This is a genomic window from Massilia paldalensis (assembly GCF_044901715.1).
Taxonomy (GTDB): domain Bacteria; phylum Pseudomonadota; class Gammaproteobacteria; order Burkholderiales; family Burkholderiaceae_D; genus Telluria; species Telluria paldalensis.
Window position 1 is genome coordinate 870,589 of the sequence record NZ_JBJCIU010000001.1, and the last position, 20,255, is coordinate 890,843.

The 20,255-nt window shown below is 62.8% G+C and carries 18 protein-coding genes and 6 tRNA genes; 22 read left to right on the plus strand and 2 right to left on the minus strand.

The features are described from left to right. Positions 1 to 253 precede the first annotated feature (253 nt). From lepA to ACI1V7_RS04075, 18 genes are all read left to right on the plus strand, one after another. Positions 254 to 2,047 carry a translation elongation factor 4 gene (lepA, locus tag ACI1V7_RS03990; RefSeq protein WP_404530451.1) on the plus strand — a complete coding sequence of 598 codons (1,794 nt, stop codon included), beginning with the start codon at positions 254 to 256 and terminating at the stop codon, positions 2,045 to 2,047. Beyond that, entirely contained in the window at positions 2,044 to 2,964 is a 921-nt protein-coding gene (gene lepB, locus ACI1V7_RS03995) for a signal peptidase I (RefSeq protein WP_404530452.1), read from the plus strand. The genes lepA and lepB overlap by 4 nt, the downstream gene beginning before the upstream one ends. 39 nt (positions 2,965 to 3,003) lie before the next feature. After that, on the plus strand, positions 3,004 to 3,411 hold the full coding sequence (locus ACI1V7_RS04000; RefSeq protein WP_404530453.1) for a DUF4845 domain-containing protein: 408 nt from the start codon (positions 3,004 to 3,006) through the stop codon (positions 3,409 to 3,411). 68 nt (positions 3,412 to 3,479) lie between these two features. After that, complete coding sequence (rnc, locus tag ACI1V7_RS04005; protein WP_404530454.1) at positions 3,480 to 4,307, plus strand: ribonuclease III; 828 nt, start codon at positions 3,480 to 3,482, stop codon at positions 4,305 to 4,307. 82 nt (positions 4,308 to 4,389) lie between these two features. Beyond that, positions 4,390 to 5,316, plus strand: coding sequence for a GTPase Era (gene era / locus ACI1V7_RS04010; RefSeq protein WP_404531535.1), 927 nt, complete (start codon positions 4,390 to 4,392; stop codon positions 5,314 to 5,316). Positions 5,317 to 5,470: 154 nt separating this feature from the next. Further along, entirely contained in the window at positions 5,471 to 6,271 is an 801-nt protein-coding gene (gene recO / locus ACI1V7_RS04015) for a DNA repair protein RecO (protein ID WP_404530455.1), read from the plus strand. Positions 6,272 to 6,306: 35 nt separating this feature from the next. After that, positions 6,307 to 7,092 carry a pyridoxine 5'-phosphate synthase gene (pdxJ, locus tag ACI1V7_RS04020; RefSeq protein WP_404530456.1) on the plus strand — a complete coding sequence of 262 codons (786 nt, stop codon included), beginning with the start codon at positions 6,307 to 6,309 and terminating at the stop codon, positions 7,090 to 7,092. A 2-nt stretch (positions 7,093 to 7,094) separates the two neighbouring features. Further along, positions 7,095 to 7,508, plus strand: coding sequence for a holo-ACP synthase (gene acpS, locus ACI1V7_RS04025; protein WP_404531536.1), 414 nt, complete (start codon positions 7,095 to 7,097; stop codon positions 7,506 to 7,508). Positions 7,509 to 7,652: 144 nt separating this feature from the next. Continuing rightward, entirely contained in the window at positions 7,653 to 9,533 is a 1,881-nt protein-coding gene (gene uvrC, locus ACI1V7_RS04030; RefSeq protein WP_404530457.1) for an excinuclease ABC subunit UvrC, read from the plus strand. 246 nt (positions 9,534 to 9,779) lie between these two features. Beyond that, positions 9,780 to 10,364: a CDP-diacylglycerol--glycerol-3-phosphate 3-phosphatidyltransferase gene (gene pgsA / locus ACI1V7_RS04035; RefSeq protein ID WP_404530458.1), complete on the plus strand. Its 585-nt coding sequence runs from the start codon at positions 9,780 to 9,782 to the stop codon at positions 10,362 to 10,364. Positions 10,365 to 10,443: 79 nt separating this feature from the next. Then, positions 10,444 to 10,519: transfer RNA gene (locus ACI1V7_RS04040), tRNA-Gly, on the plus strand. Positions 10,520 to 10,598: 79 nt separating this feature from the next. Then, positions 10,599 to 10,674 (plus strand) — tRNA-Gly (locus ACI1V7_RS04045). A 41-nt stretch (positions 10,675 to 10,715) separates the two neighbouring features. Next, positions 10,716 to 10,791, plus strand: a tRNA-Gly gene (locus ACI1V7_RS04050). A gap of 32 nt (positions 10,792 to 10,823) precedes the next feature. Further along, a tRNA-Gly gene (locus tag ACI1V7_RS04055) sits at positions 10,824 to 10,899 on the plus strand. Positions 10,900 to 10,947: 48 nt separating this feature from the next. Beyond that, positions 10,948 to 11,023, plus strand: a tRNA-Gly gene (locus ACI1V7_RS04060). A gap of 72 nt (positions 11,024 to 11,095) precedes the next feature. Next, positions 11,096 to 11,169, plus strand: a tRNA-Cys gene (locus tag ACI1V7_RS04065). Positions 11,170 to 11,252: 83 nt separating this feature from the next. Continuing rightward, positions 11,253 to 12,596 (plus strand): MBL fold metallo-hydrolase, encoded by a 1,344-nt coding sequence (locus ACI1V7_RS04070; RefSeq protein WP_404530459.1) that lies wholly within the window; start codon positions 11,253 to 11,255, stop codon positions 12,594 to 12,596. 230 nt (positions 12,597 to 12,826) lie between these two features. Next, positions 12,827 to 13,606, plus strand: coding sequence for a 3-keto-disaccharide hydrolase (locus ACI1V7_RS04075; RefSeq protein ID WP_404530460.1), 780 nt, complete (start codon positions 12,827 to 12,829; stop codon positions 13,604 to 13,606). 109 nt (positions 13,607 to 13,715) lie between these two features. Here the strand turns inward: ACI1V7_RS04075 and ACI1V7_RS04080 are convergent, their stop codons facing one another. Further along, positions 13,716 to 15,077 carry a Gfo/Idh/MocA family protein gene (locus tag ACI1V7_RS04080; RefSeq protein ID WP_404530461.1) on the minus strand — a complete coding sequence of 454 codons (1,362 nt, stop codon included), beginning with the start codon at positions 15,075 to 15,077 and terminating at the stop codon, positions 13,716 to 13,718. Positions 15,078 to 15,293: 216 nt separating this feature from the next. Between ACI1V7_RS04080 and ACI1V7_RS04085 the strand changes: the two genes are divergently transcribed. The 4 genes from ACI1V7_RS04085 (at position 15,294) to ACI1V7_RS04100 (ending at position 19,829) form a co-directional block, all read left to right on the plus strand. Beyond that, positions 15,294 to 16,829 carry a TolB family protein gene (locus ACI1V7_RS04085; RefSeq protein WP_404530462.1) on the plus strand — a complete coding sequence of 512 codons (1,536 nt, stop codon included), beginning with the start codon at positions 15,294 to 15,296 and terminating at the stop codon, positions 16,827 to 16,829. 438 nt (positions 16,830 to 17,267) lie between these two features. After that, entirely contained in the window at positions 17,268 to 18,761 is a 1,494-nt protein-coding gene (locus tag ACI1V7_RS04090; RefSeq protein WP_404530463.1) for a TadE/TadG family type IV pilus assembly protein, read from the plus strand. Then, positions 18,758 to 19,228, plus strand: a complete 471-nt coding sequence (locus tag ACI1V7_RS04095; RefSeq protein WP_404530464.1) for a TadE/TadG family type IV pilus assembly protein — start codon at positions 18,758 to 18,760, stop codon at positions 19,226 to 19,228. The genes ACI1V7_RS04090 and ACI1V7_RS04095 overlap by 4 nt, the downstream gene beginning before the upstream one ends. Continuing rightward, a complete protein-coding gene (locus ACI1V7_RS04100) occupies positions 19,215 to 19,829 on the plus strand; it encodes a TadE/TadG family type IV pilus assembly protein (protein WP_404530465.1) in 615 nt (204 codons plus the stop codon). The genes ACI1V7_RS04095 and ACI1V7_RS04100 overlap by 14 nt, the downstream gene beginning before the upstream one ends. A gap of 79 nt (positions 19,830 to 19,908) precedes the next feature. Here the strand turns inward: ACI1V7_RS04100 and ACI1V7_RS04105 are convergent, their stop codons facing one another. Further along, the gene (locus ACI1V7_RS04105) at positions 19,909 to 20,226 is read right to left on the minus strand and encodes an EthD family reductase (protein ID WP_404530466.1); all 318 of its coding nucleotides are present in this window, start codon (positions 20,224 to 20,226) and stop codon (positions 19,909 to 19,911) included. Positions 20,227 to 20,255: the final 29 nt, after the last annotated feature.

Genomic DNA, 20,255 nt, shown 5'->3' on the forward strand with positions numbered 1-20,255 from the left:
GGTGCGGCTGTTGACGATGTGGCATGTGGTCTCTCGCGGAAACCGGGCTTTCTAACCCGAAATCCGGTAAAATGCGCGATTGGAAGCGATTTCGTCTGCCGCCGCCCCGGGCCCGGTCAGCGATTCGCCCGACAAGGCGCTCGCCTGGGGCCGCATCGTCCCGCCGGAGCGCTTTTTTCGTATTCCGCCGGCGCGCCGACTTCGGCGCCGCCGGCCTGGGCCGCGTCCCGCTCTTTTTGGTTTTGAGTTTTGAATGAAAAACATACGTAACTTTTCCATCATCGCCCACATCGACCACGGCAAATCGACGCTGGCCGACCGCATCATCCAGCTGTGCGGCGGCCTGTCGGAGCGTGAGATGGACGCGCAGGTGCTCGACTCGATGGACCTGGAGCGCGAGCGCGGCATCACCATCAAGGCTCAGACCGCGGCGCTGCAGTACAAGGCGCGCGACGGCCAGACCTACAACCTGAACCTGATCGATACGCCGGGCCACGTCGACTTCAGCTATGAAGTGTCGCGCTCGCTGTCCGCCTGCGAAGGCGCGCTGCTGGTCGTCGACGCGTCGCAGGGCGTGGAAGCGCAGACGGTCGCCAACTGCTACACGGCGCTGGACCTGGGCGTGGAAGTGGTGCCGATCCTGAACAAGATCGACCTGCCGCACGCCGACCCGGACAACGCCAAGAAGGAAATCGAGGACGTCATCGGCATCGACGCGTCCGACGCCACCGTGTGCTCGGCCAAGACGGGCCTGGGCGTGGAAGACGTGCTCGAGACGCTGATCGCCAAGGTCCCGCCGCCGCAGGGCGACCCGGACGCGCCGCTGCAGGCGCTGATCGTCGACTCCTGGTACGACCCCTACGTCGGCGTCGTGATGCTGGTGCGCGTCGTCAACGGCACGCTGCGTCCGAAAGAGAAGATCCTGCTGATGGCGACCGAGTCGGTGAACCTGGTCGAGAACATCGGCGTGTTCACGCCGCGCTCCGTGTCGCTGCCGGAATTGAAGGCGGGGCAGGTGGGCTTCATCATCGCCGGCATCAAGGAACTGACGGCCGCCAAGGTGGGCGACACGGTCACGCTGGCCAGCCGTCCGGCGCCGGCGCCGCTGCCGGGCTTCAAGGAAGTGCAGCCGCAGGTGTTCGCCGGCCTGTTCCCGGTGGAAGCGAACCAGTACGACGCGCTGCGCGACTCGCTGGAAAAGCTGAAGCTGAACGATGCCGCCCTGATGTACGAGCCGGAAGTGTCGCAGGCGCTGGGCTTCGGCTTCCGCTGCGGCTTCCTGGGCCTGCTGCACATGGAGATCGTGCAGGAACGCCTGGAGCGCGAATTCGACATGGACCTGATTACGACGGCGCCGACCGTCGTCTACGAGGTCGAGATGCGCGACGGCACCATGGTGCGCGTCGACAATCCGTCGAAGATGCCGGAACCGTCCAAGATCAACGAAGTGCGCGAGCCGATCGTCGACGTCAACCTGTACATGCCGCAAGAGTACGTCGGCGCCGTGATGACGCTGTGTAACGGCAAGCGCGGCGTGCAGATGGACATGGCCTACCACGGCCGCCAGGTCAAGCTGCACTACGAGATCCCGATGGCCGAGATCGTGCTGGACTTCTTCGACCGCCTGAAGTCGACCTCGCGCGGCTATGCGTCGATGGACTACGAGTTCAAGGAATACCGCGCCGCCGACGTCGTCAAGGTCGACATGCTGATCAACAGCGAGAAGGTCGATGCGCTGGCGATCATCGTGCACCGCGCCAACGCGCCGTACCGCGGACGCCAGGTGGCGGCCAAGATGCGCGAACTGATCCCGCGCCAGATGTTCGACGTGGCCATCCAGGCCGCCATCGGCGCCACCATCATCTCGCGCGAGAACGTCAAGGCGCTGCGCAAGAACGTGCTGGCCAAGTGCTACGGCGGCGACATCTCGCGCAAGAAGAAGCTGCTCGAGAAACAGAAAGCCGGTAAGAAGCGCATGAAGCAAGTGGGCTCGGTGGAGATTCCGCAAGAAGCCTTCCTGGCCATCCTCCAAGTGGAAGAGAAATGAATTTGCAACTGATTCTCGGGAACTTTGCCCTGATCCTGTTCGTCGCGATGGTGGTCACGGGCGTCATCTGGTGCCTGGACGTGTTCGTGCTGTCCAAGCAGCGCCGCATCCGGGCCGACAAGGCCCTGGCCGAGTACGACGCCCGCTACGCCAAGCTGACGGCCGACGGCATCAAGGCCGACAGCAACGCGGGCAGCCGCGCGGCGCTGGAAGCGTCGATCCTGCGCCAGCCGACCTGGGTCGAGTACTCGGGCAGCTTCTTCCCCGTGATCGCCCTGGTGTTCGTCCTGCGCTCCTTCCTGTTCGAGCCGTTCAAGATCCCGTCCTCGTCGATGGTGCCGACCCTGCTGGTGGGCGACCTGATCCTCGTGAACAAGTTCGACTACGGCATCCGCCTGCCGGTGCTCAACAAGAAGATCATCGAGGTGGGCAATCCGCAGCGCGGCGACGTCATGGTGTTCAAGTACCCGAAGGACATGAGCCAGGACTACATCAAGCGCGTGATCGGCGTGCCGGGTGATAAAATCACCTACGAGAACAAGCGCCTGACCGTCAACGGCCAGCCGGTCGCCTACACGCCGCTGGACGACTACCTCGACGACGAGCGTCCGGTGTATCACAAGCAATACCTGGAAAAGCTGCAGAACGCGCCGCACCGCATCCTGAACATGGATGGGGCCCGCCCGATCAACCTGGCTGCCGTGGAGGAGTTCCCCCATCACGAGAATTGCACCTACTCCTACGATAAATTTACCTGTATCGTGCCGGAGGGTAATTACTTCATGATGGGCGACAACCGCGACAACAGCGCAGACAGCCGTTACTGGGGCTTCGTCCCGGACCAGAACATCGTCGGCAAGGCCGTGTTCGTCTGGATGAACTTCGGCGACCTGAAGCGCATCGGCGGTATCCACTAAAGGACCGGGGCGATGGGCGTGGCAGGACAACGGAGCGGCATGGGTGCGCGTACGATGCGGCGGTTCGGCAAGGAGGGCGGGGTATCGCTGTCCGGCCTGATCGTCGTGCTGGCGGTGCTGGGCGCGATCGCGCTGGTGGTCATCAAGACCGTGCCGGCCTTCATCGAGTACCGCGCCGTCAAGAACGCGATCGCCGCGGCCAAGGCCGCGGGCGGCACCGTCCGCGAGATACAGCAGGCGTTCGACCGCAACGCCGGCATTAACGACATCAGCGCGGTCCAGGGACGCGACCTGGTCATTACCCGCGACGGCAACGACGTGCAGGTCAGCTTCGCCTACGAGAAGCGGGTACCGCTCACCGGCAACGTCAGCCTGTTGTTCGATTTCTCCGGCACCACCGACCCGAGCGGCGTGGTGGCGGTGGAAGAGGCTGGCCGCGCCCAGTAATTCAGCCGGCAAGGAGGCGGACCATCGTGAAGTCCGGCTCGGCGCCGGCCCAACAGATTGGTACGACAATGAATCTTCAGTTATTGCAAACTCGCCTAGGTTACACGTTCCGGGACACCGGCCTGCTGCAGCAGGCGCTGACCCACCGTAGCCACAGCAGCGTGCATAACGAGCGCCTGGAATTCCTCGGCGACTCGATCCTGAACTGCGTCGTCGCCTCGATCCTGTACGAACGGTTCGACCACCTGGCCGAAGGCGACCTGTCGCGCCTGCGCGCCAACCTGGTCAAGCAGCAGACGCTGTACGAGATCGCCCAGAAGCTGGAACTGTCGCACTTCCTGCGCCTGGGCGAGGGGGAGTTGAAATCGGGCGGCTTCCGCCGGCCGTCGATCCTGGCCGACACGCTCGAGGCCCTGCTGGGCGCGATCTTCCTCGACAGCGGTTTCGACGCGGCCCGCGCCACCATCCGCGCCTTCTACATCCCGCTGCTCGATTCGGTCGACCCGCGCACGCTGGGCAAGGATGCCAAGACGCTGCTGCAGGAATTCTTGCAAAGCAAGAAGATCTCGCTGCCGACCTATAACGTCGTCGCCACGCACGGCGCCGCCCACAGCCAGGAATTCGAGATCGAATGCCTGGTGCCCAAGCTCGGCATCCAGGTGTTCGGCCGCGGCGGCAGCCGCCGCGCCGGCGAGCAGGCGGCGGCGCGCCTGGCCCTGGAAGTGGCCGAGCAGGCCATGCAGAAAAGCCCGTCGGCGGCGCGCAAGTCGCGTCCGCGCGCGGCCCAGCTGAAACTGGCCGGCATCGCCACCGACCAGAGCGACGAGCCCGTCGCCGGCGAATTGACCTTGCAGTCGGCGCCCGCGCCGGCCAAGCAGCGCCCGCACCGCGAATAAGCGCGGCGGGCACCACCGTATCCGGGCCGCGCGAGCGGCCGCACCATTTTCCGGACCAGCCGGAGCAGGAACCACTATGAACATGGACAGCAACCCCGTCGACGCCGCCGCAGCAGGCATGACCCCGGATAATTTTCGCTGCGGCTATATCGCCATCGTGGGCCGTCCCAACGTCGGCAAGTCGACGCTGATGAACGTGCTGATCGGGGCCAAGGTCTCGATCACCTCGCGCAAGGCGCAGACGACCCGCCACCGCATCACGGGAATCCAGACGCGCGACGACGCCCAGTTCATCTACGTCGACACGCCGGGCTTCCAGACCCGCCATGCGAACGCGCTGAACAAGACGCTGAACAAGACCGTGTCGAACACGCTGACGGCGTCGGACGTGATCCTGTTCCTCGTCGAGGCGGGTACCTTCGGCCCGGCCGACCAGCAAGTGCTGGACCTGCTGCCGACCAATGTCCCGGTGATCCTGGTGATCAATAAATCGGATCGAATGAAGGACAAGGCCGAGCTGATGCCGTTCGCCGCCAAGATGGCGTCGCTGCGCGACTTCACCGCCATCGTGCCCGTGTCGGCCAAGCTGCGCTTCCAGGTCGATGCGCTGGAAGGCGAGATCCGCCGCCATCTGCCGGAGAATCCGCCCGTCTTCGGCCCGGACGACATCACCGACCGCAGCGAGAAATTCCTCGCCGCCGAGATCGTGCGCGAAAAAGTGTTCCGCCTGCTGGGCGACGAACTGCCGTACACGAGCACGGTGCTGATCGAGCAATTCCAGCAGGAAGGCAATCTGCGCCGTATCTTCGCCGCCATCCTGGTCGAGCGCGATACCCATAAATCGATGATCATCGGCAACAAGGGTGCGCGCCTGAAGGAAATCTCGACGCAATCGCGCCTGGATATGGAAAAGCTGTTCGACGGGCCCGTGTACCTGGAAATCTGGGTCAAGGTGAAGTCGGGCTGGGCCGATAACGAGGCAGGCTTGCGGGCGTACGGCTACGAATAATTCCCGCACATGACGTCGCCCCTGCGCAGGCAGGGGCCCAATTTCTTCAAACGAAGCCGTTGCGCACGCGGCACGACGTCGCATGAAGATTGGGTCCCTGCCTGCGCAGGGACGACGGTTCACAGCATCCTCCCCACCCGGGTTATCATTGCGCATGCCCAGCCGCGACGACGACATCATCGACCACGACCAGGAAGCCCCCGCGGCCTCCACGACCGCCGCCAAGCGCCGCGCGCCCGTGCGCGATACCCGCGTCAACGGTCAGCCGGCCTTCGTGCTGCACAGCTACCCGTACAAGGAAACCAGTCTCATCGTCGACATGTTCACGCGCGACTTCGGGCGGATCGGCGTGGTGGCCAAGGGCGCCAAGCGGCCGCTGTCCAAGCTGCGCGGCGTGCTGCAGACTTTCCAGCCGCTGTCGATCTCGTTCTCGGGCAAGTCCGAGCTGCGCACGCTGATCGACGCCGAATGGGTCGGCGGCATGCTGCCGATCGAAAAGACGGCGCTGCTGTGCGGCTTCTACCTGAACGAGCTGCTGGTCAAGCTGCTGGCGCGCGACGACCCCCATCCGGCCCTGTTCCAGCACTATATTTCGACGCTGAACGAACTGGCGCATGGAGAACCTGCACAGATCGCCTTGCGAAAATTCGAACGGGCCCTACTTAAGGAGACCGGGGTCGCGGCGGACCTGACGCGCTGCAGCACGACGCGCGCGCCGGTCGAGGCGGGCAGCCAGTACGTCGTCGACCCGGAGCGCGGCGCGCGCACGGCCGGGGCCGTCGAGTCCTGGCCCATCGTCGCGGGCCAGACGCTGATCGACATGGAGCGCGAGGCCTACGAGGACCCGCAGACGCAGGCCCAGAGCAAGCAGCTGATGCGCTTCCTGCTGGCCTACCACCTCGGCGGCGCGCCGCTGAACACGCGCCAGATTCTGATCGACCTGATGCAGCTGTGAGAGCAGCCGCCAGTTTTAACGAAAGCCTAGCCACCATGAGCTTCCTGCAACCCGCCGGCCCCGTCATCGACCTGGGCGTGAACATCGACCACATCGCCACCGTGCGCAATGCGCGCGGCACCACCTATCCGGACCCGCTGCGCGCCGCGCTGCTGGCCGAGCAGGCCGGCGCCGACCTGATCACGCTGCACCTGCGCGAGGACCGCCGCCACATCAAGGACGCCGACGTCATCGCGCTGCGCCCGCAGCTGGTCACGCGCATGAACCTGGAAGCGGCCGTCACGCAGGAGATGATCGACTTCGCCTGCACCGTGAAGCCGCAGGACGTGTGCCTGGTGCCGGAACGGCGCGAGGAAGTCACCACCGAAGGCGGCCTGGACGTGATCCGCTACCAGAAGGAAGTGGAGGCCGCGATCCGCCAGCTGCAGGGGGAGGGCATCCGCGTCTCGCTGTTCATCGACGCCGACGAGGCCCAGATCGCCTGCGCCGCCGCCGTCGGCGCGCCCGTCATCGAGCTGCATACGGGCCGCTACGCCGAGGCCGAGCACAAGGACGAGGTCGCGCGCGAGCTGGAACGCATCCGGCTGGGCGTGCACGCCGGCGTCAAGCATGGCCTGCGCGTGAACGCGGGCCACGGCCTGCATTACACGAACGTGCAGCCGATCGCCGCGATCCCCGAGATCCACGAGCTGAACATCGGCCACGCGATCGTCGCGCATGCCCTGTTCGTGGGCTGGGAGCACGCGATCCGCGAGATGAAGGCGATCATGGTCGATGCGCGCCTGGGCGTCTCGCTGGGCAACCCGCAGGCGGAAACCTGATGATGATCTACGGGATCGGTACCGACATCGTCCAGATCTCGCGCGTGCAGGCGGCGCTGGACCGCAACGGCGAGCGCTTCGCCGAACGGATCCTCGGCCCCGAGGAGCTCGTCAAATACCATGCCCGCCGCGCCAAGAACGAGGTGCGCGGGCTGCGTTTCCTGGCCACCCGGTTCTCGGCCAAGGAAGCGTTCTCGAAAGCCATCGGACTGGGCATGCGCATGCCCATGACGTGGCGCTCGGCCCAGATGCTCAACGCCCCGAGCGGCAAGCCGATCATCCAATGCAGTGGGGCGCTCGACGAATTCATGCGGACGCACCGCCTGAGCGCGCAGGTGACTATCAGCGACGAAGCCGACTATGGGGTCGCCTTCGTCATCGTGACCCAAGCGCCGGAGGACACGTCCGCGCCTTAGGATGCGGAAGTGACAAAATTAGTAATCGCAGTTGCGGTAGCCGTAGCGAAGCAGCAGAAACGCAGGACGCCTGCCGCCAGGCCGCCGGCGCCCCGGGCCCGGCCCGACGCCTGGCAGGCATTGAAAGAGGAATTGATTGCCACGATGACGAAGGATGCGGAATCTCCCGTGCGCCCCAGCGAGGCGGCGCGCGAACAGGTGCTGGCGACGGTCGCCAAGCTGCCGGACCTGCCTGGCGTGTACCGCTATTTCGACGGCGAGGACAAGGTGCTGTACGTCGGCAAGGCGCGCAACCTCAAGAAGCGTGTGTCGAGCTATTTCCAGAAGACGCTGTCGAGCCCGCGCATCGCGATGATGGTGAGCCAGATCGCGCGCCTGGAAACGACGGTCACGCACAGCGAGGCCGAAGCGCTTATCCTGGAAAACAACCTGATCAAGACGCTCAAGCCGCGCTACAACATCCTGTTCCGCGACGATAAGTCGTATCCCTACCTGAAGCTGTCCGGCGGCGACTATCCGCGCATGGCCTACTACCGGGGCGCGCTGGACAAGAAGAGCCAGTACTTCGGGCCGTTCCCGAGCGCCTGGGCCGTCAAGGAATCGATCCAGCTGCTGCAGAAGGTGTTCATGCTGCGCACCTGCGAGGACAGCGTCTTCGCCAACCGCACGCGGCCCTGCCTGCTGCACCAGATCGGCCGCTGCAGCGGTCCCTGCGTCGACCTGGTGGCCAAGGAAGACTACAAGCGCGACGTCGACAACGCCGCCAAATTCCTGCGCGGGCGCCAGAGCGAGGTGCTGGAGGAGCTGCAGGGCAAGATGGTGGGCTATGCCGAGAACCTGATGTTCGAGCAGGCCGCCGCCGTGCGCAACCAGATCCAGGCGCTGTCGCGCGTGCTGCACCAGCAGAGCATGGAGACGACGTCGGACGCCGACGTCGACGTCATCGCCGTGGTGGTGCAGGGCGGCCGCGCCTGCGTCAACCTGGCGATGGTGCGCGGCGGCCGCCACCTGGGCGACCGCGCCTACTTCCCCAGCCACGTGGCCGAGGCGATCGGCGAGACGCTGGAAGACACGCCGATCGAAGTCGACGTGCTGGCCGCCTTCCTGGCCCAGCACTACGCGGACAAGTTCGTGCCGGGCACGCTGATCCTCAACATCGAGTTCGACCAGCCCGAGCTGATGGTGGCGCTGACCGAGCAGTGCGGCCACCGCATCAACCTCGTGTTCCAGCCCCAGGGCCAGCGCCGCCAGTGGCTGGAACTGGCGCAGAAGGGCGCCGAGATCTCGCTGGCGCGCCTGCTGTCCGAACAGGGCTCGCAGCAATCGCGCACGCGCGCGTTGGCCGAGGTGCTGGGCCTGGACAGCGAGGACCTGGAGGCGCTGCGCATCGAGTGCTTTGACATCAGCCACACGGCCGGCGAAGCGACGCAGGCCTCGTGTGTCGTGTTCCACCACCACCAGATGCAGAACGGCGAATACCGCCGCTACAACATCAACGACATCACGCCCGGCGACGACTACGCCGCCATGCGCCAGGTGCTGATGCGCCGCTACGAGAAGGTGGCGAACGGCGACGGCGTGATGCCCGACATCGCCCTGATCGACGGCGGCAAGGGCCAGGTGGAGATGGCGCGCCAGGTGTTCACGGAACTGGGCCTGGACGTCTCCAACATCGTCGGCGTAGCGAAGGGGGAGGGCCGCCGCGTGGGCCTGGAAACCCTGATCTTCGCCGATGGCCGCGAGCCGCAGGAACTGGGCAAGGAATCGGCCGCGCTGATGCTGGTGGCGATGATCCGCGACGAAGCCCACCGCTTCGCCATCACGGGCATGCGCGCCAAGCGCGCCAAGGCCCGCCAGGCCTCGCGCCTGGAGGAGATCGAAGGCATCGGCGCCAAGCGCCGCCAGAAGCTGCTGGCGCGCTTCGGCGGCCTGCGCGGCGTCATCGACGCCAGCGTCGAGGATTTGATGTCGGTCGAAGGCATCTCGAGCACGCTGGCGGAAGAGATTTATCGCCAGCTGCATTGAACGGTGCATGCACGTCGCCCCTGCGCAGGCAGGGGCCCGATTTCGCCTGCGCTGCTTGTGCGCTTGCAAAATTAGGCCGTAGGGCTGACGCCGTTTTACCTTCATATGTACGACGCGCACGCGTGCACCCGCACCGCAGAGCTCAACTGGTTTAAATGGCAAGAGCCATGTAGACTAGCGGCGCGCGGTAGGCGCGCACGCAAGCTTCACGGGCCACTTGTCAGGCCCGGCATTCTCGAGTTGCTCATGCCCTTCAATATTCCGATTTTCCTCACCTGGCTGCGGGTCGCGCTGATTCCGCTGGTCGTCGGTGTGTATTACCTTCCCGACCACTGGCTGCACACGGCCGACCGCAACCTGGCCGCCACGCTCGTCTTCATCGTCGCCGCCGTCACCGACTGGTTCGACGGCTACCTGGCGCGGCGCTGGAACCAGACCTCGGCCTTCGGCGCCTTCCTCGACCCCGTCGCGGACAAGCTGATGGTCGCCGGCGCGCTGCTGGTGCTGGTTCAATTGGGCAGGGTGAACGCGATCATCGCCTTCATCATCATCGGCCGCGAGATCACCATCTCGGCGCTGCGCGAATGGATGGCCGAGATCGGCGCGCGCAAGTCGGTGGCGGTGAGCTCGCTCGGCAAGATCAAGACGGCCGCCCAGATGGTGGCGATCCCGCTGCTGCTGTTCCACGACCCCCTGTTCGCGGGCTTCGACACTCACCTGGCGGGCGAATTGCTGCTGTGGATCGCCGGCGTACTGACCGTCTGGTCGATGCTGTATTACCTGCGCAAGGCCTGGCCGCTCATCAAGGAGAAGTCCGGCGTCATGGATTGATGACAAGTCATCCTTGACACATAGCTCAGCATCTCTATAATGCCTGCCTGTTGCGAGACATTGCAGCAAACGAAACGAAGCGGGAGTAGCTCAGTTGGTAGAGCGCAACCTTGCCAAGGTTGAGGTCGAGAGTTCGAGACTCTTCTCCCGCTCCAGCGTTTGCCGTAGTACGGAACAAAAAAGGTTGTCTTGGAAAGTAGTCAAAAATCTGAGATAATCGATAGTCCTAGCGACGCGGGAGTAGCTCAGTTGGTAGAGCGCAACCTTGCCAAGGTTGAGGTCGAGAGTTCGAGACTCTTCTCCCGCTCCAAGCATCGCAAGATGTGCTAGGCGACATAGTAAGACTCCAATGCGGGAGTAGCTCAGTTGGTAGAGCGCAACCTTGCCAAGGTTGAGGTCGAGAGTTCGAGACTCTTCTCCCGCTCCAGTGTTTTGCGATGTGAATGGTCGTGCTCCTAAGCGGGAGTAGCTCAGTTGGTAGAGCGCAACCTTGCCAAGGTTGAGGTCGAGAGTTCGAGACTCTTCTCCCGCTCCAGAAAGCAGTACCGGTTCGATATTGTGGCGTAGTGTGCAGTAACTCCATGCGGGAGTAGCTCAGTTGGTAGAGCGCAACCTTGCCAAGGTTGAGGTCGAGAGTTCGAGACTCTTCTCCCGCTCCAGATTTCAGGGAAGCTCCTTCCCGTGTCGATGTGGTCCGCTAACCCGCCACATCAGCATCGTCAGACACCTCGGGCGAGGTAGCAAAGCGGTTATGCAGCGGCCTGCAAAGCCGTCTAGACGGGTTCGACTCCCGTCCTCGCCTCCAAGTAATAAGCGCGCGGGCCTCATGTGAGGCCCGTTTCGTTTTATGCATTCATCGGTGTAAACGCCCGGATGGAAAGCCCAGCCATGCACGCCTTGACGATATCGCGTATTCTGCACGCCGGCTATGTGTTCGAATGCGAGGGCGTGCGCATCGCCTTCGACACCATTTTCGAAAACCCGTTCAGCCGCAATTGCCACGCTTTTCCCGACGTGCGTTTCGACACCGCCGCGATCCGGCGCCAGCGCTTCGATGCCGTCTTCATTTCCCATTTCCACGACGACCACTGCTCGCTCGACAGCCTCGACCTGCTGGACCGTGCGACGCCGCTCTACGTCTATTGCATCTTCGGCGCCTTGTTCGACATGCTGGGCCAGCTCGGTTTCACCGATGTGCACCGCCTGCACCTGGACGCTCCCGTACGGGTCGGACCATTCGCCGTCACGCCGCGCGAAGCGATGGATGCGGATGTCGACTCGATGTTCCAGGTCCAGGCCGCGGGTATGAACGTGCTCAACGTGGTCGATTCCTGGATCGACGATGCGACGCTCGCCTGCCTGGTTGCGCAAAAGCCGTGGGACCTCGTGCTGTGGCCCTTCCAGACGATGCGCGAGATCGAAGTGCTGGCGCCGACGCGCGCGGCGCCGGCACCGGCCGCGCTGCCGCAAGAGTGGCTGGACCAGCTGCGCGCCTTAGCGCCGCGCTTTGTCGTGCCGAGTTCCTGCCAGTTCGTGCTCGAACCCTGGTCATGGTACAACCGCGCCTTCTTTCCGATATCGTATGCCCATTTCGCGCGCGAGGTGGAGGCAGCGCTGCCGCAAGCGCGCGTCATGCGCCTTGATCCGTCCAGGTCGATGGCGCTGGATGCCGACGGGCTGCGCCCGGCGGCGCCACTGACCTGGGTGATCCCGGTCGGCGACCAGGATGTCGACTACGTCTACGAAGGCAATGGCGATGCGCCTTCCACGTCCGTGATCGCCCGTCGTTTCCCGGCGCTGACAGCGGAGCAGTCGGCGCGCGTGCTGGATTTTTGCCGCGTCGAACTGGCCGAGCGCTACGCCGGCACGGAAGCCGCCAGCGACTATTTCGACTGCGCGCGCGTCTGGCGATTGTCGATCCACGACCATGCTGGCGCATGCACGCAATGGCGCTACCGGCTCGAAGACGGCGCTGCGCTGGCGACCAGTGACGACGACGGTCCGCTGGGCTGGACCACGGAGGTCTCCGCCGCCAAGCTGTACGCCGCCCTCGAACAGGGCGAGTCCCTGAGTTCGATGTACCTGCGCATCAACGACGCCGTCTTCGATGCCGCGACCGAGGACGCCCTGGCGCAGGCCGACGTGGTCGACGATCCGCTGATCCGCGCCCTGTTCAGCGAGGGCTTCGGCGCTTACCAGCAAGCGCAATTGCGGCGGCTGCTGGCGCGGTAGCCGTCACGATGATGCCGCCATGCCCAATTGCCCAACCTTCGACATCCGCGACATGGCCAAGCAGCTGTGGCAGGTCGATGGCGTATAGGTCGATGAATATCCTCAGTGTCCAATGCAGCACCAGCGTGGCCGGCACGATGGTGGCATCCGGGCGAAATATGGAGATTGACTTTGCCTGCCTCCTCGATTTATATCATGTTGTAAAGAACTTCAACAAAGGAGACATGCGAATGACCTTCACCTATCGCGCTCGCACGGCCGGCCTGTTGGCCATGCTGCTGTGTTCCATCGGTGCTCAAGCACAAACCAAACCGGAGGAGACCGAGGTCTGGAGTCCGGAACCGACGCGTGTGACCCCGGCCACGGCCACGCGCGCGCCGTCGGATGCGGTGGTCCTGTTCGACGGCGCCAACCTGAACGAGTGGGTGTCGACCGCTGCGCCCGACAAACCCGCCCCCTGGACCGTCGCCAACGGCGTCTTCACCGTTCGCCCCGGCAGCGGCAACATCCAGACCCGCCGCCAGTTCGGCGATTACCAGTTGCACCTGGAATGGCGCATCCCGGCCGACATCAAGGGCGCGGGCCAGGACCGCGGCAACAGCGGTTTGTTCCTTGCCTCCACGGGAACGGGCGACCGCGGCTACGAACTCCAGATCCTGGACTGCGTGAACAACAAGACCTACGTGAACGGACAGGCGGCCAGCATCTACAAGCAGTCGATCCCGCTGGTGAACGCGTGCGCAGGCGCCGGGGAATGGCAGACGTATGACGTGATCTGGACGGCGCCGCGCTTTGCCGACGACGGCTCGCTGGCGTCACCCGCGTACGTGACGGCGCTGCACAACGGCGTGCTGGTACAGAATCACGTGGCACTGCGCGGGGAGACCGTGTACATCGGCAAGCCGTCGTACACGAAGCACGGGCGTGCGCCCATCAAGCTGCAGGACCACCGGCATCCGGTCAGCTTCAGGAATGCGTGGGTGCGGGAGCTGGAACCGGCCAAGCAGTAGCGTATCCGGGCAGTGTAGCGCGGCCACCGGACGTGGTGCGCGTGCAGGCGTCGACGCCGCGGTTCCGACGCCGCGGTGCTGACGCCGCGGTGCTGACGCTGTAGTGTCGTCAACCCGCCAGCTTCATGTTCACCGGATCCCATAACACGATCTTCTGCTCGAACAGGCTCTTGTTCGATGCCAGCCCCGCGGCGGCCGCGCGGAAACCAAAGTCCGCATCCTCCTTCACCTTGCCGCCGGTGCGGATCGCATTGTAGAAATTGGCGTGGTGGTCGAAGTGGTCGCTGTAGCCAGCAGGCGCCTTCCATTCCGAACGGCTGGTCTCGTTCTTCGATGTCTGGCCGGCGTAGTGCTGCTCGTACCAGGCCTTGAAGTCTTCCTGGTTCTGCTTGTCGAAGGTGTTGTAGCTGTCCCAGCTGCCGAAGCCCGGCGCCTGCGCCATCTTGCTGCGCAGGACCTCCACGGAATTGCCGCGCACGATCATCTTTCCCTCGGTGCCGACGAGCGCAATCTGTTCGCCGCCGCCGCCACCATCGATGAAATTCACGCGCACCTGCAGGTTGAACGGGCCCGATTGAGCGGTCGCCGGATAGTCGTAAACGCCGGCCATCACGTCCGGCACGTCGCGTCCATCCTTCCAGTAGCGCGTGCCGCCGGACGTGTAGATGCGGGTCGGTCCGAGCGAGCCGGTAATCAGGTGCAGGCCCGAGAACAGGTGCACGAAGAGGTCGCCGGCGATGCCGGTGCCGTAATCCTGGTAGTTCCGCCAGTGGAAAAAGCGCTCGGCGTCGAATGCGCGGCGCGGCGCGTCGCCGAGGAAGCGATTCCAATCGACCGTCTGCGGTGACGCGTCGCGCGGAATCGAGTATTGCCAGGCGCCGTTTGCCGATTGGCGGTCCCAGAATGCTTCCGCCATCACCAGCTGGCCGATGGCGCCCGCCTCGTACAATTCCTTCGCTTTCAGATAGGTAGCCGAGCTGACGCGCTGGCTCCCGACCTGGCAGACGGCGCCCGTCTGTTGTTGGGCCGCGACCATCGGCAAGCCTTCTTCCAGCCGGTGCACCATCGGCTTCTCGCAATACACGGCCTTGCCCTTCTTCATGGCTGCGATGGCGATTTTGTCGTGCCAATGGTCGGTCGTCGAAATGATGACGGCATCGATCGATTTGTTGTCGAGGATGTCTTCGAAGTGCGGGGTCGTCACCAGGTCGTTGCCGTAGACTTCCTTCGCACGTTTCAGGCGCCCCGTGTAGAGGTCGCAGGCCGCGACCAGTTTCACGCCGGGCACCTTGACCGTCGTGCCGCAATTATTGAAACCCATGATGCCCATGCCGATCGCGGCGACCTGGATCCGGTCGTTCGCGGAGCGATGTTGCGCGAGCGCGGCATAAGGCAGGGCGGACGCCAGCAGGGCGCCGCCTGCCTGTCCGAGGAATCGTCTGCGGGAATAGGTGCTGGTCTCGCTGCTCATGTGTCTCCTCGCGTTATCGTTGTCGTGGCAGGCTGCGGACATTCTAGCGCCGGCCGACGCGCCAAAATGTCAGGAAATCGGATGAGTTTGTAATGAAATCGGCAAGCGGCATTCACATTGCCGAATTCCTTCTACGAATGCCTCTTGACCCCAAACGCGACATGCCGGACGATTTTCTGGCTTTTCATAACAACTCAACATCACCACGGAGACGCAATGCCAACACCTCTTTCCGCGCTCGTCGCGACCGGCGCACTGCTGGCCGCCGGATTGGCTTCGGCCGAATCCATCGGCCAGTTCGCCGCCCACCAGGACATCGGCGCCGTCAAGCACACCGGCGCCGTCAGCTACGACGACAAGCTCCAGCAATACCGCATCAGCGCTTCCGGCAAGAACACCTGGTTCGCCGACGACCAGATGCATTACGCGTACAACCAGATGCAGGGCGACTTCATCGTGACCGCGCGCGTCGCGTTCGAGGGCAAGGGCGCAGACCCGCACCGCAAGATCGGCTGGGACGTGCGCGCCAACCTGTCGAACAGCGCGGCGCACGTGGTGGCGGCCGTCCACGGCGACGGCCTCACGTCGCTGCAGTTCCGGGAAAAGGACGGGGCCGACACGGAGGAATACCGCATGGGCGTCAATGCGCCGGACGTCATCCAGCTGGAGCGCCGCGGCGACGTTTTCATCATGAGTGCAGCGCGTTTCGGCGAACCGTTCCAGGTGACCAGCGTGTCGCACGTGAAGTTCGGCGACAAGGTCTACGTGGGCCTGGCCGTCACCGCGCACAATCCCGACGCCTACGAGACCGTCACCGCGTCGAACGTGCGCATCGTCGTGCCGGCCTGGAAGGGCCTCGTGCCATATCGCGACTATCTCGGCAGCGATATCGAGATCATGGACATGGACACGCACAATCGCCGCATCGTGCACCGCTCGCCGGATTCGCTGCAGGCGCCGAACTGGACGCGCGACGGCCGTGCCCTCGTCTACAATGCGAAGGGACTCATGCACCGCTTCGATATCGCGAGCGGCAAGGCGTCCGTCATCAAGACCGGCATCGCCACCAACAATAACAACGACCACGTGCTGTCCTGGAACGGCAGGCTGCTCGGCCTGTCCAGCCACGTGAAGCGCCCGGACGGCAGCAATTATTCGACGATCTACACGGTGCCGATCGAAGGCAGTGACAAGGCGACGCTGATCACCGATACCGACCAGGGCCACTCCTACCTGCACGGCTTTACGCCCGACGACACCCGCATGATCTTCACCGGCCAACGCGACCCGGCCATGCGCGCGAATCAGCCGAAGGTGCTGAACCTGTACACGATCGACATCGCGACGAAAAAGGAAACCCAGCTCACGAAGACGCAGGCACTGGACGACGGCGCCGAATACAGCCCGGACGGCAAGAGCATCTATTTCAATTCAAATCGCACGGGGCTGATGCAGTTATGGCGCATGTCCGCGGATGGCAAGAACCCCGTCCAGCTGACCTTCGACCGTTACAACAACTGGTTCCCGCACGTGTCGCCGGACGGGAAGAAGATCGTGTTCATCACCTTCATGGACGATGTCGATCCCTACGACCACCCGTTCTACCGCCACGTCTACCTGCGCGAAATGCCGGTCGAAGGTGGCGAGCCGAGGGTGATCGCCTACTTATACGGGGGACAGGGGAGTTTCAACGTGCCGAGCTGGTCGCCGGATGGGAAGCGGATTGCGTTTGTGAGCAATACGAAGCAGTGAGCAGGTGACAGAAGTGCGTGCCCTGAGTCGATATTCGACAGGACTCAGGCCGCCGAGCTCCGATTTGATGCGGTGCCATGGCCGCGTGGTTGAAGCAGGTCGCTTTCGCGACATGCTTTGCTGCGAGGATGCGGGACCGGAGCGCCAGCTCCGTGGACCATGTCGGTCGCTTAAGTTGTTGGCCATGCCACCCATGTAACAAGTCCACCCGCTGTCGTGCACGTCTCGCGCAAAATCTCATTCGCCAAAAGGAGCTGTGGACGGAACTTATTGTTGTACGAGATGTGTACAGCGTTAAACTGCGCGTCAACAGCGGTACATCCATAGCGCGTAGCGTTGCTCCTATGTTGCACTATCTCAAGCTTTCCAGCGAGCGCTGCTCTAGACTTTTCGAAGGAAATCTTCGATTTGATCAGCGAAATTTAGGGCGGGGCGGGAATGCACAAGGTCGATCAAAACATTAACTTGCCGCCGGCGAAGAAGACGACGCACCCAAGAAAATCCCCGCATCCATCACGGGCTCAAGATGGAATCTTCGCAATCATGATCGTGCCGCTGATACTCATCATTGTGGCGTTCTTTGGTTTTACGATTGCCTTGAGCATGATCTACAACCGCAAGGTAGAGCTGCAGACGGTCGCCGATTCGGTCGCTCTTGCCGCCGCAAGTCAACTGAACGGAACTGATGCTGGTATTCAAAAGGCCATGACTGCAGCGGCCGATGCGGCAGCAACCGGTCTGTATAGTTATAGCGGGGCAGGCATCGAGTGGGACGATGCGGCGATCAGTTTTGGCGCGAGTGCTGGAGACACCGGTTGGACAGATGCAGTTGGGGCGGTCGCCCCTGGCACTGCGGCCAAGCTGTTTTTTGCGAAAGTCGACACGAACCGGCTGGCTGCGCGACATGGAGACGTGGGCACTTCGCTCCTGCAAGTACTTCCCTCGGTTCCGGCATCGTTTCATGTAGGAGGGACTGCCATCGCTGGACGCAAGTCCATCGGTGTCACGCCGCTAGCGATCTGTGCAATGTCCGACAAGCGTGCCGATTCCCGGGGAACCGAGCTGGTGGAGTATGGCTTTCGCAGGGGGGTAAGCTACGACTTGATGGCATTGAACCCGGACAGCAATAGTGCGGGCGCCAACTACCTGGTCAACCCTATCGCTGCGCCGGGCTCATTAGGGACGTCCATCATCAATCGGCTCGATATCATCAAGCCCTTCGTATGTACTGGCACTCTGGCACTTCCAACTTTAGGCGAGGGCAAAATAACGGTGGAGGGCGGCTTCCCGCTCGCTTCTGTTTATCAGCAATTGAACTCGCGCTTCGGGACATATACCACCCCGTGCACATCGGCCACTGCACCGCCCGACACGAACGTCAAACCCTACACTTTTTCCACCGCACTCCCCTGGTTGAGTGTGGTGCCAAAAGGGCAATCGGCACAGGGGGTAACGGCTAATAGAAGACTGGCCACGATCGCGGATCTTCCGCCAGAAGACGTGCCCTTGACGACGACTCCCGATCTCTACGGGCCTTTGTGGCTTTACGCGAAGGCGGCAAAATATGCAGATTACCGGGAGGGTGTGTCCGAACCCTCGGTAGGCTATTCAACATTCAGCACGTCGGATTGGGCGAATCTTTACAAGCCAGGGCCGCCGTCAGTCAAATCGGGAAGTACTTACCCGTCTACTCCTTATACGTCGAATACTTTGTCGCCATCCGACGGTGTCAAGGGGATAGCAGAGCGCCGCGTCCTTAATGTCCCCTTGCTGCACTGTCCAGTATCGACGAGCGGCCCTGTCATGGCGAATGTGCTTGCAATAGGGAAGTTTTTTATGACAGTCCCGGCGACGGAAACGTCGATCTTCGCAGAGTTTGCCGGTCTACGGCCCGAGCCGTTACTCGCGGGACAAGTGACTCTTTTCAGATGAAAAACCATTCCTTCGGAAGTCCAGTGCGCGAAAGCGGCTCTGTGACTGTTGAGCTGACGGTGATTATTGCTTTTATCATCGTCCCACTCGTCGCGGTTGCTTACTACCTGACGAATTTTTTCTGGCAATACACGGTCGCCCAGAAGGTGCTGCACGACGCCACGCTTTACATGTCTGTTGCGCCTCTGTCCGAGATAAAAAGCCAGGGCGCTGTTCAAGTAGCTCGCTACATCATCAGCAAAGAGGCAGCGGAACTCACGCCGAACACCACGCTAGACCCTGAAATTTATTGCGGGTACAAGGTTTCGGCAAATTCCACGGTGATTGCAATCCGTACCTGCAACGATTCGGCGACACCGGCCGTCGTGTATATCTCCGCGATCCTGACCATTGCAGATCCGGTTCTGTTTCGTAGCAGTCCATTCAGCATCATTATTCCAGTAACCATTCGCTATGTCGGCACTTAGAAAAAAGTCGCTTGCACTTCGCTATCGGTCGACGGGCCTTGACCGTGGTTCAGTCGTCATTGAGGTCTCACTGCTGATCATTACGTTCTTCGGGATTGTTTTCGGCATGCTCGAATTCGCCCGCGCGATGTATGTCATCAATACATTGCACGCGGTGACCCGAAGCGCAGCGGCCGCAGCCGCCACGTCAGCCTTTGACCCGGACACGCTGGACAGGATTCGGCGCCAAGCCATGGTCGTGGGCGCAGACGGAAATCTGATTCTAGGTAAGCCCGTCAGCCCGGACCATATTCGAATCGATTACCTGTCGCTCTCGCGAGATGTTTCAAGTGGAGCCATCACACCAATGTTGATCACGACAATGCCATCGTGTCCGGCTCGGAACAGGCTCAACTGCCTGGCTGACCCGTACGGGGCAAGTTGCATTCGGCTGGTTCGCGTAAGGATATGCCAGTCAGGCGAAGGCGAGCGCTGCGACCGTGTGCCGTACGACATGCTGTTTCCGCTAGTCGATCTATCGTCACTGAAGTTGCCTACGGCCGAGACGATTGTTACCGCGCACACAATGGGTTATTCGATCGGCTCGATACCCTGCCCCTGATTCGAAGCACTGTCCACATTGACGGGGACTACTGCCTCATGCGCACCTGATGGGGAACGGCTTCGATGACTGCCGTTCGCTACAGCGGCAAGCCACGCACACGTATCGGCGTTGCGTCCGTGTACCGGGCCACATCCGCCATTACCTCGCGCAGCTCCGGAGAACCGAACGCGGCGTTGGCGGCCGTTTCGTCGCGATAGACGCTCTCGCAGATCGCGATCGTGCCGTCCTCGTCGATGGCAGGGTAGAAGGCCCGGCAACTGAGCAGGCCGTACTGTCCCCAGGCTTTCATACACAGCGGCAGGTGGTGGTTGGTGTAGTAATCGCGGTCGAATCGGGTGTCCGGCGTGCCCCGGTAATAGACGTAGACGGTCACGCGTTCGTTGCTTGAAGTCATTTCGTGTCACTCCTGTGCTGGCGCCTGCA

Coding starts and splice junctions, on each gene's coding strand:
- ACI1V7_RS04085 (WP_404530462.1), top strand. CDS start 15,294: ATGCCAACACCTCTTTCCGCGCTCGTCGCGACCGGCGCACTGCTGGCC.
- recO (WP_404530455.1), top strand. CDS start 5,471: ATGCCCAGCCGCGACGACGACATCATCGACCACGACCAGGAAGCCCCC.
- ACI1V7_RS04095 (WP_404530464.1), top strand. CDS start 18,758: ATGAAAAACCATTCCTTCGGAAGTCCAGTGCGCGAAAGCGGCTCTGTG.
- rnc (WP_404530454.1), top strand. CDS start 3,480: ATGAATCTTCAGTTATTGCAAACTCGCCTAGGTTACACGTTCCGGGAC.
- lepB (WP_404530452.1), top strand. CDS start 2,044: ATGAATTTGCAACTGATTCTCGGGAACTTTGCCCTGATCCTGTTCGTC.
- ACI1V7_RS04070 (WP_404530459.1), top strand. CDS start 11,253: ATGCACGCCTTGACGATATCGCGTATTCTGCACGCCGGCTATGTGTTC.
- ACI1V7_RS04080 (WP_404530461.1), bottom strand. CDS start 15,077: ATGAGCAGCGAGACCAGCACCTATTCCCGCAGACGATTCCTCGGACAG.
- ACI1V7_RS04105 (WP_404530466.1), bottom strand. CDS start 20,226: ATGACTTCAAGCAACGAACGCGTGACCGTCTACGTCTATTACCGGGGC.
- era (WP_404531535.1), top strand. CDS start 4,390: ATGGACAGCAACCCCGTCGACGCCGCCGCAGCAGGCATGACCCCGGAT.
- acpS (WP_404531536.1), top strand. CDS start 7,095: ATGATCTACGGGATCGGTACCGACATCGTCCAGATCTCGCGCGTGCAG.
- pdxJ (WP_404530456.1), top strand. CDS start 6,307: ATGAGCTTCCTGCAACCCGCCGGCCCCGTCATCGACCTGGGCGTGAAC.
- ACI1V7_RS04090 (WP_404530463.1), top strand. CDS start 17,268: ATGCACAAGGTCGATCAAAACATTAACTTGCCGCCGGCGAAGAAGACG.
- lepA (WP_404530451.1), top strand. CDS start 254: ATGAAAAACATACGTAACTTTTCCATCATCGCCCACATCGACCACGGC.
- pgsA (WP_404530458.1), top strand. CDS start 9,780: ATGCCCTTCAATATTCCGATTTTCCTCACCTGGCTGCGGGTCGCGCTG.
- ACI1V7_RS04100 (WP_404530465.1), top strand. CDS start 19,215: ATGTCGGCACTTAGAAAAAAGTCGCTTGCACTTCGCTATCGGTCGACG.
- ACI1V7_RS04075 (WP_404530460.1), top strand. CDS start 12,827: ATGACCTTCACCTATCGCGCTCGCACGGCCGGCCTGTTGGCCATGCTG.
- uvrC (WP_404530457.1), top strand. CDS start 7,653: ATGACGAAGGATGCGGAATCTCCCGTGCGCCCCAGCGAGGCGGCGCGC.
- ACI1V7_RS04000 (WP_404530453.1), top strand. CDS start 3,004: ATGGGTGCGCGTACGATGCGGCGGTTCGGCAAGGAGGGCGGGGTATCG.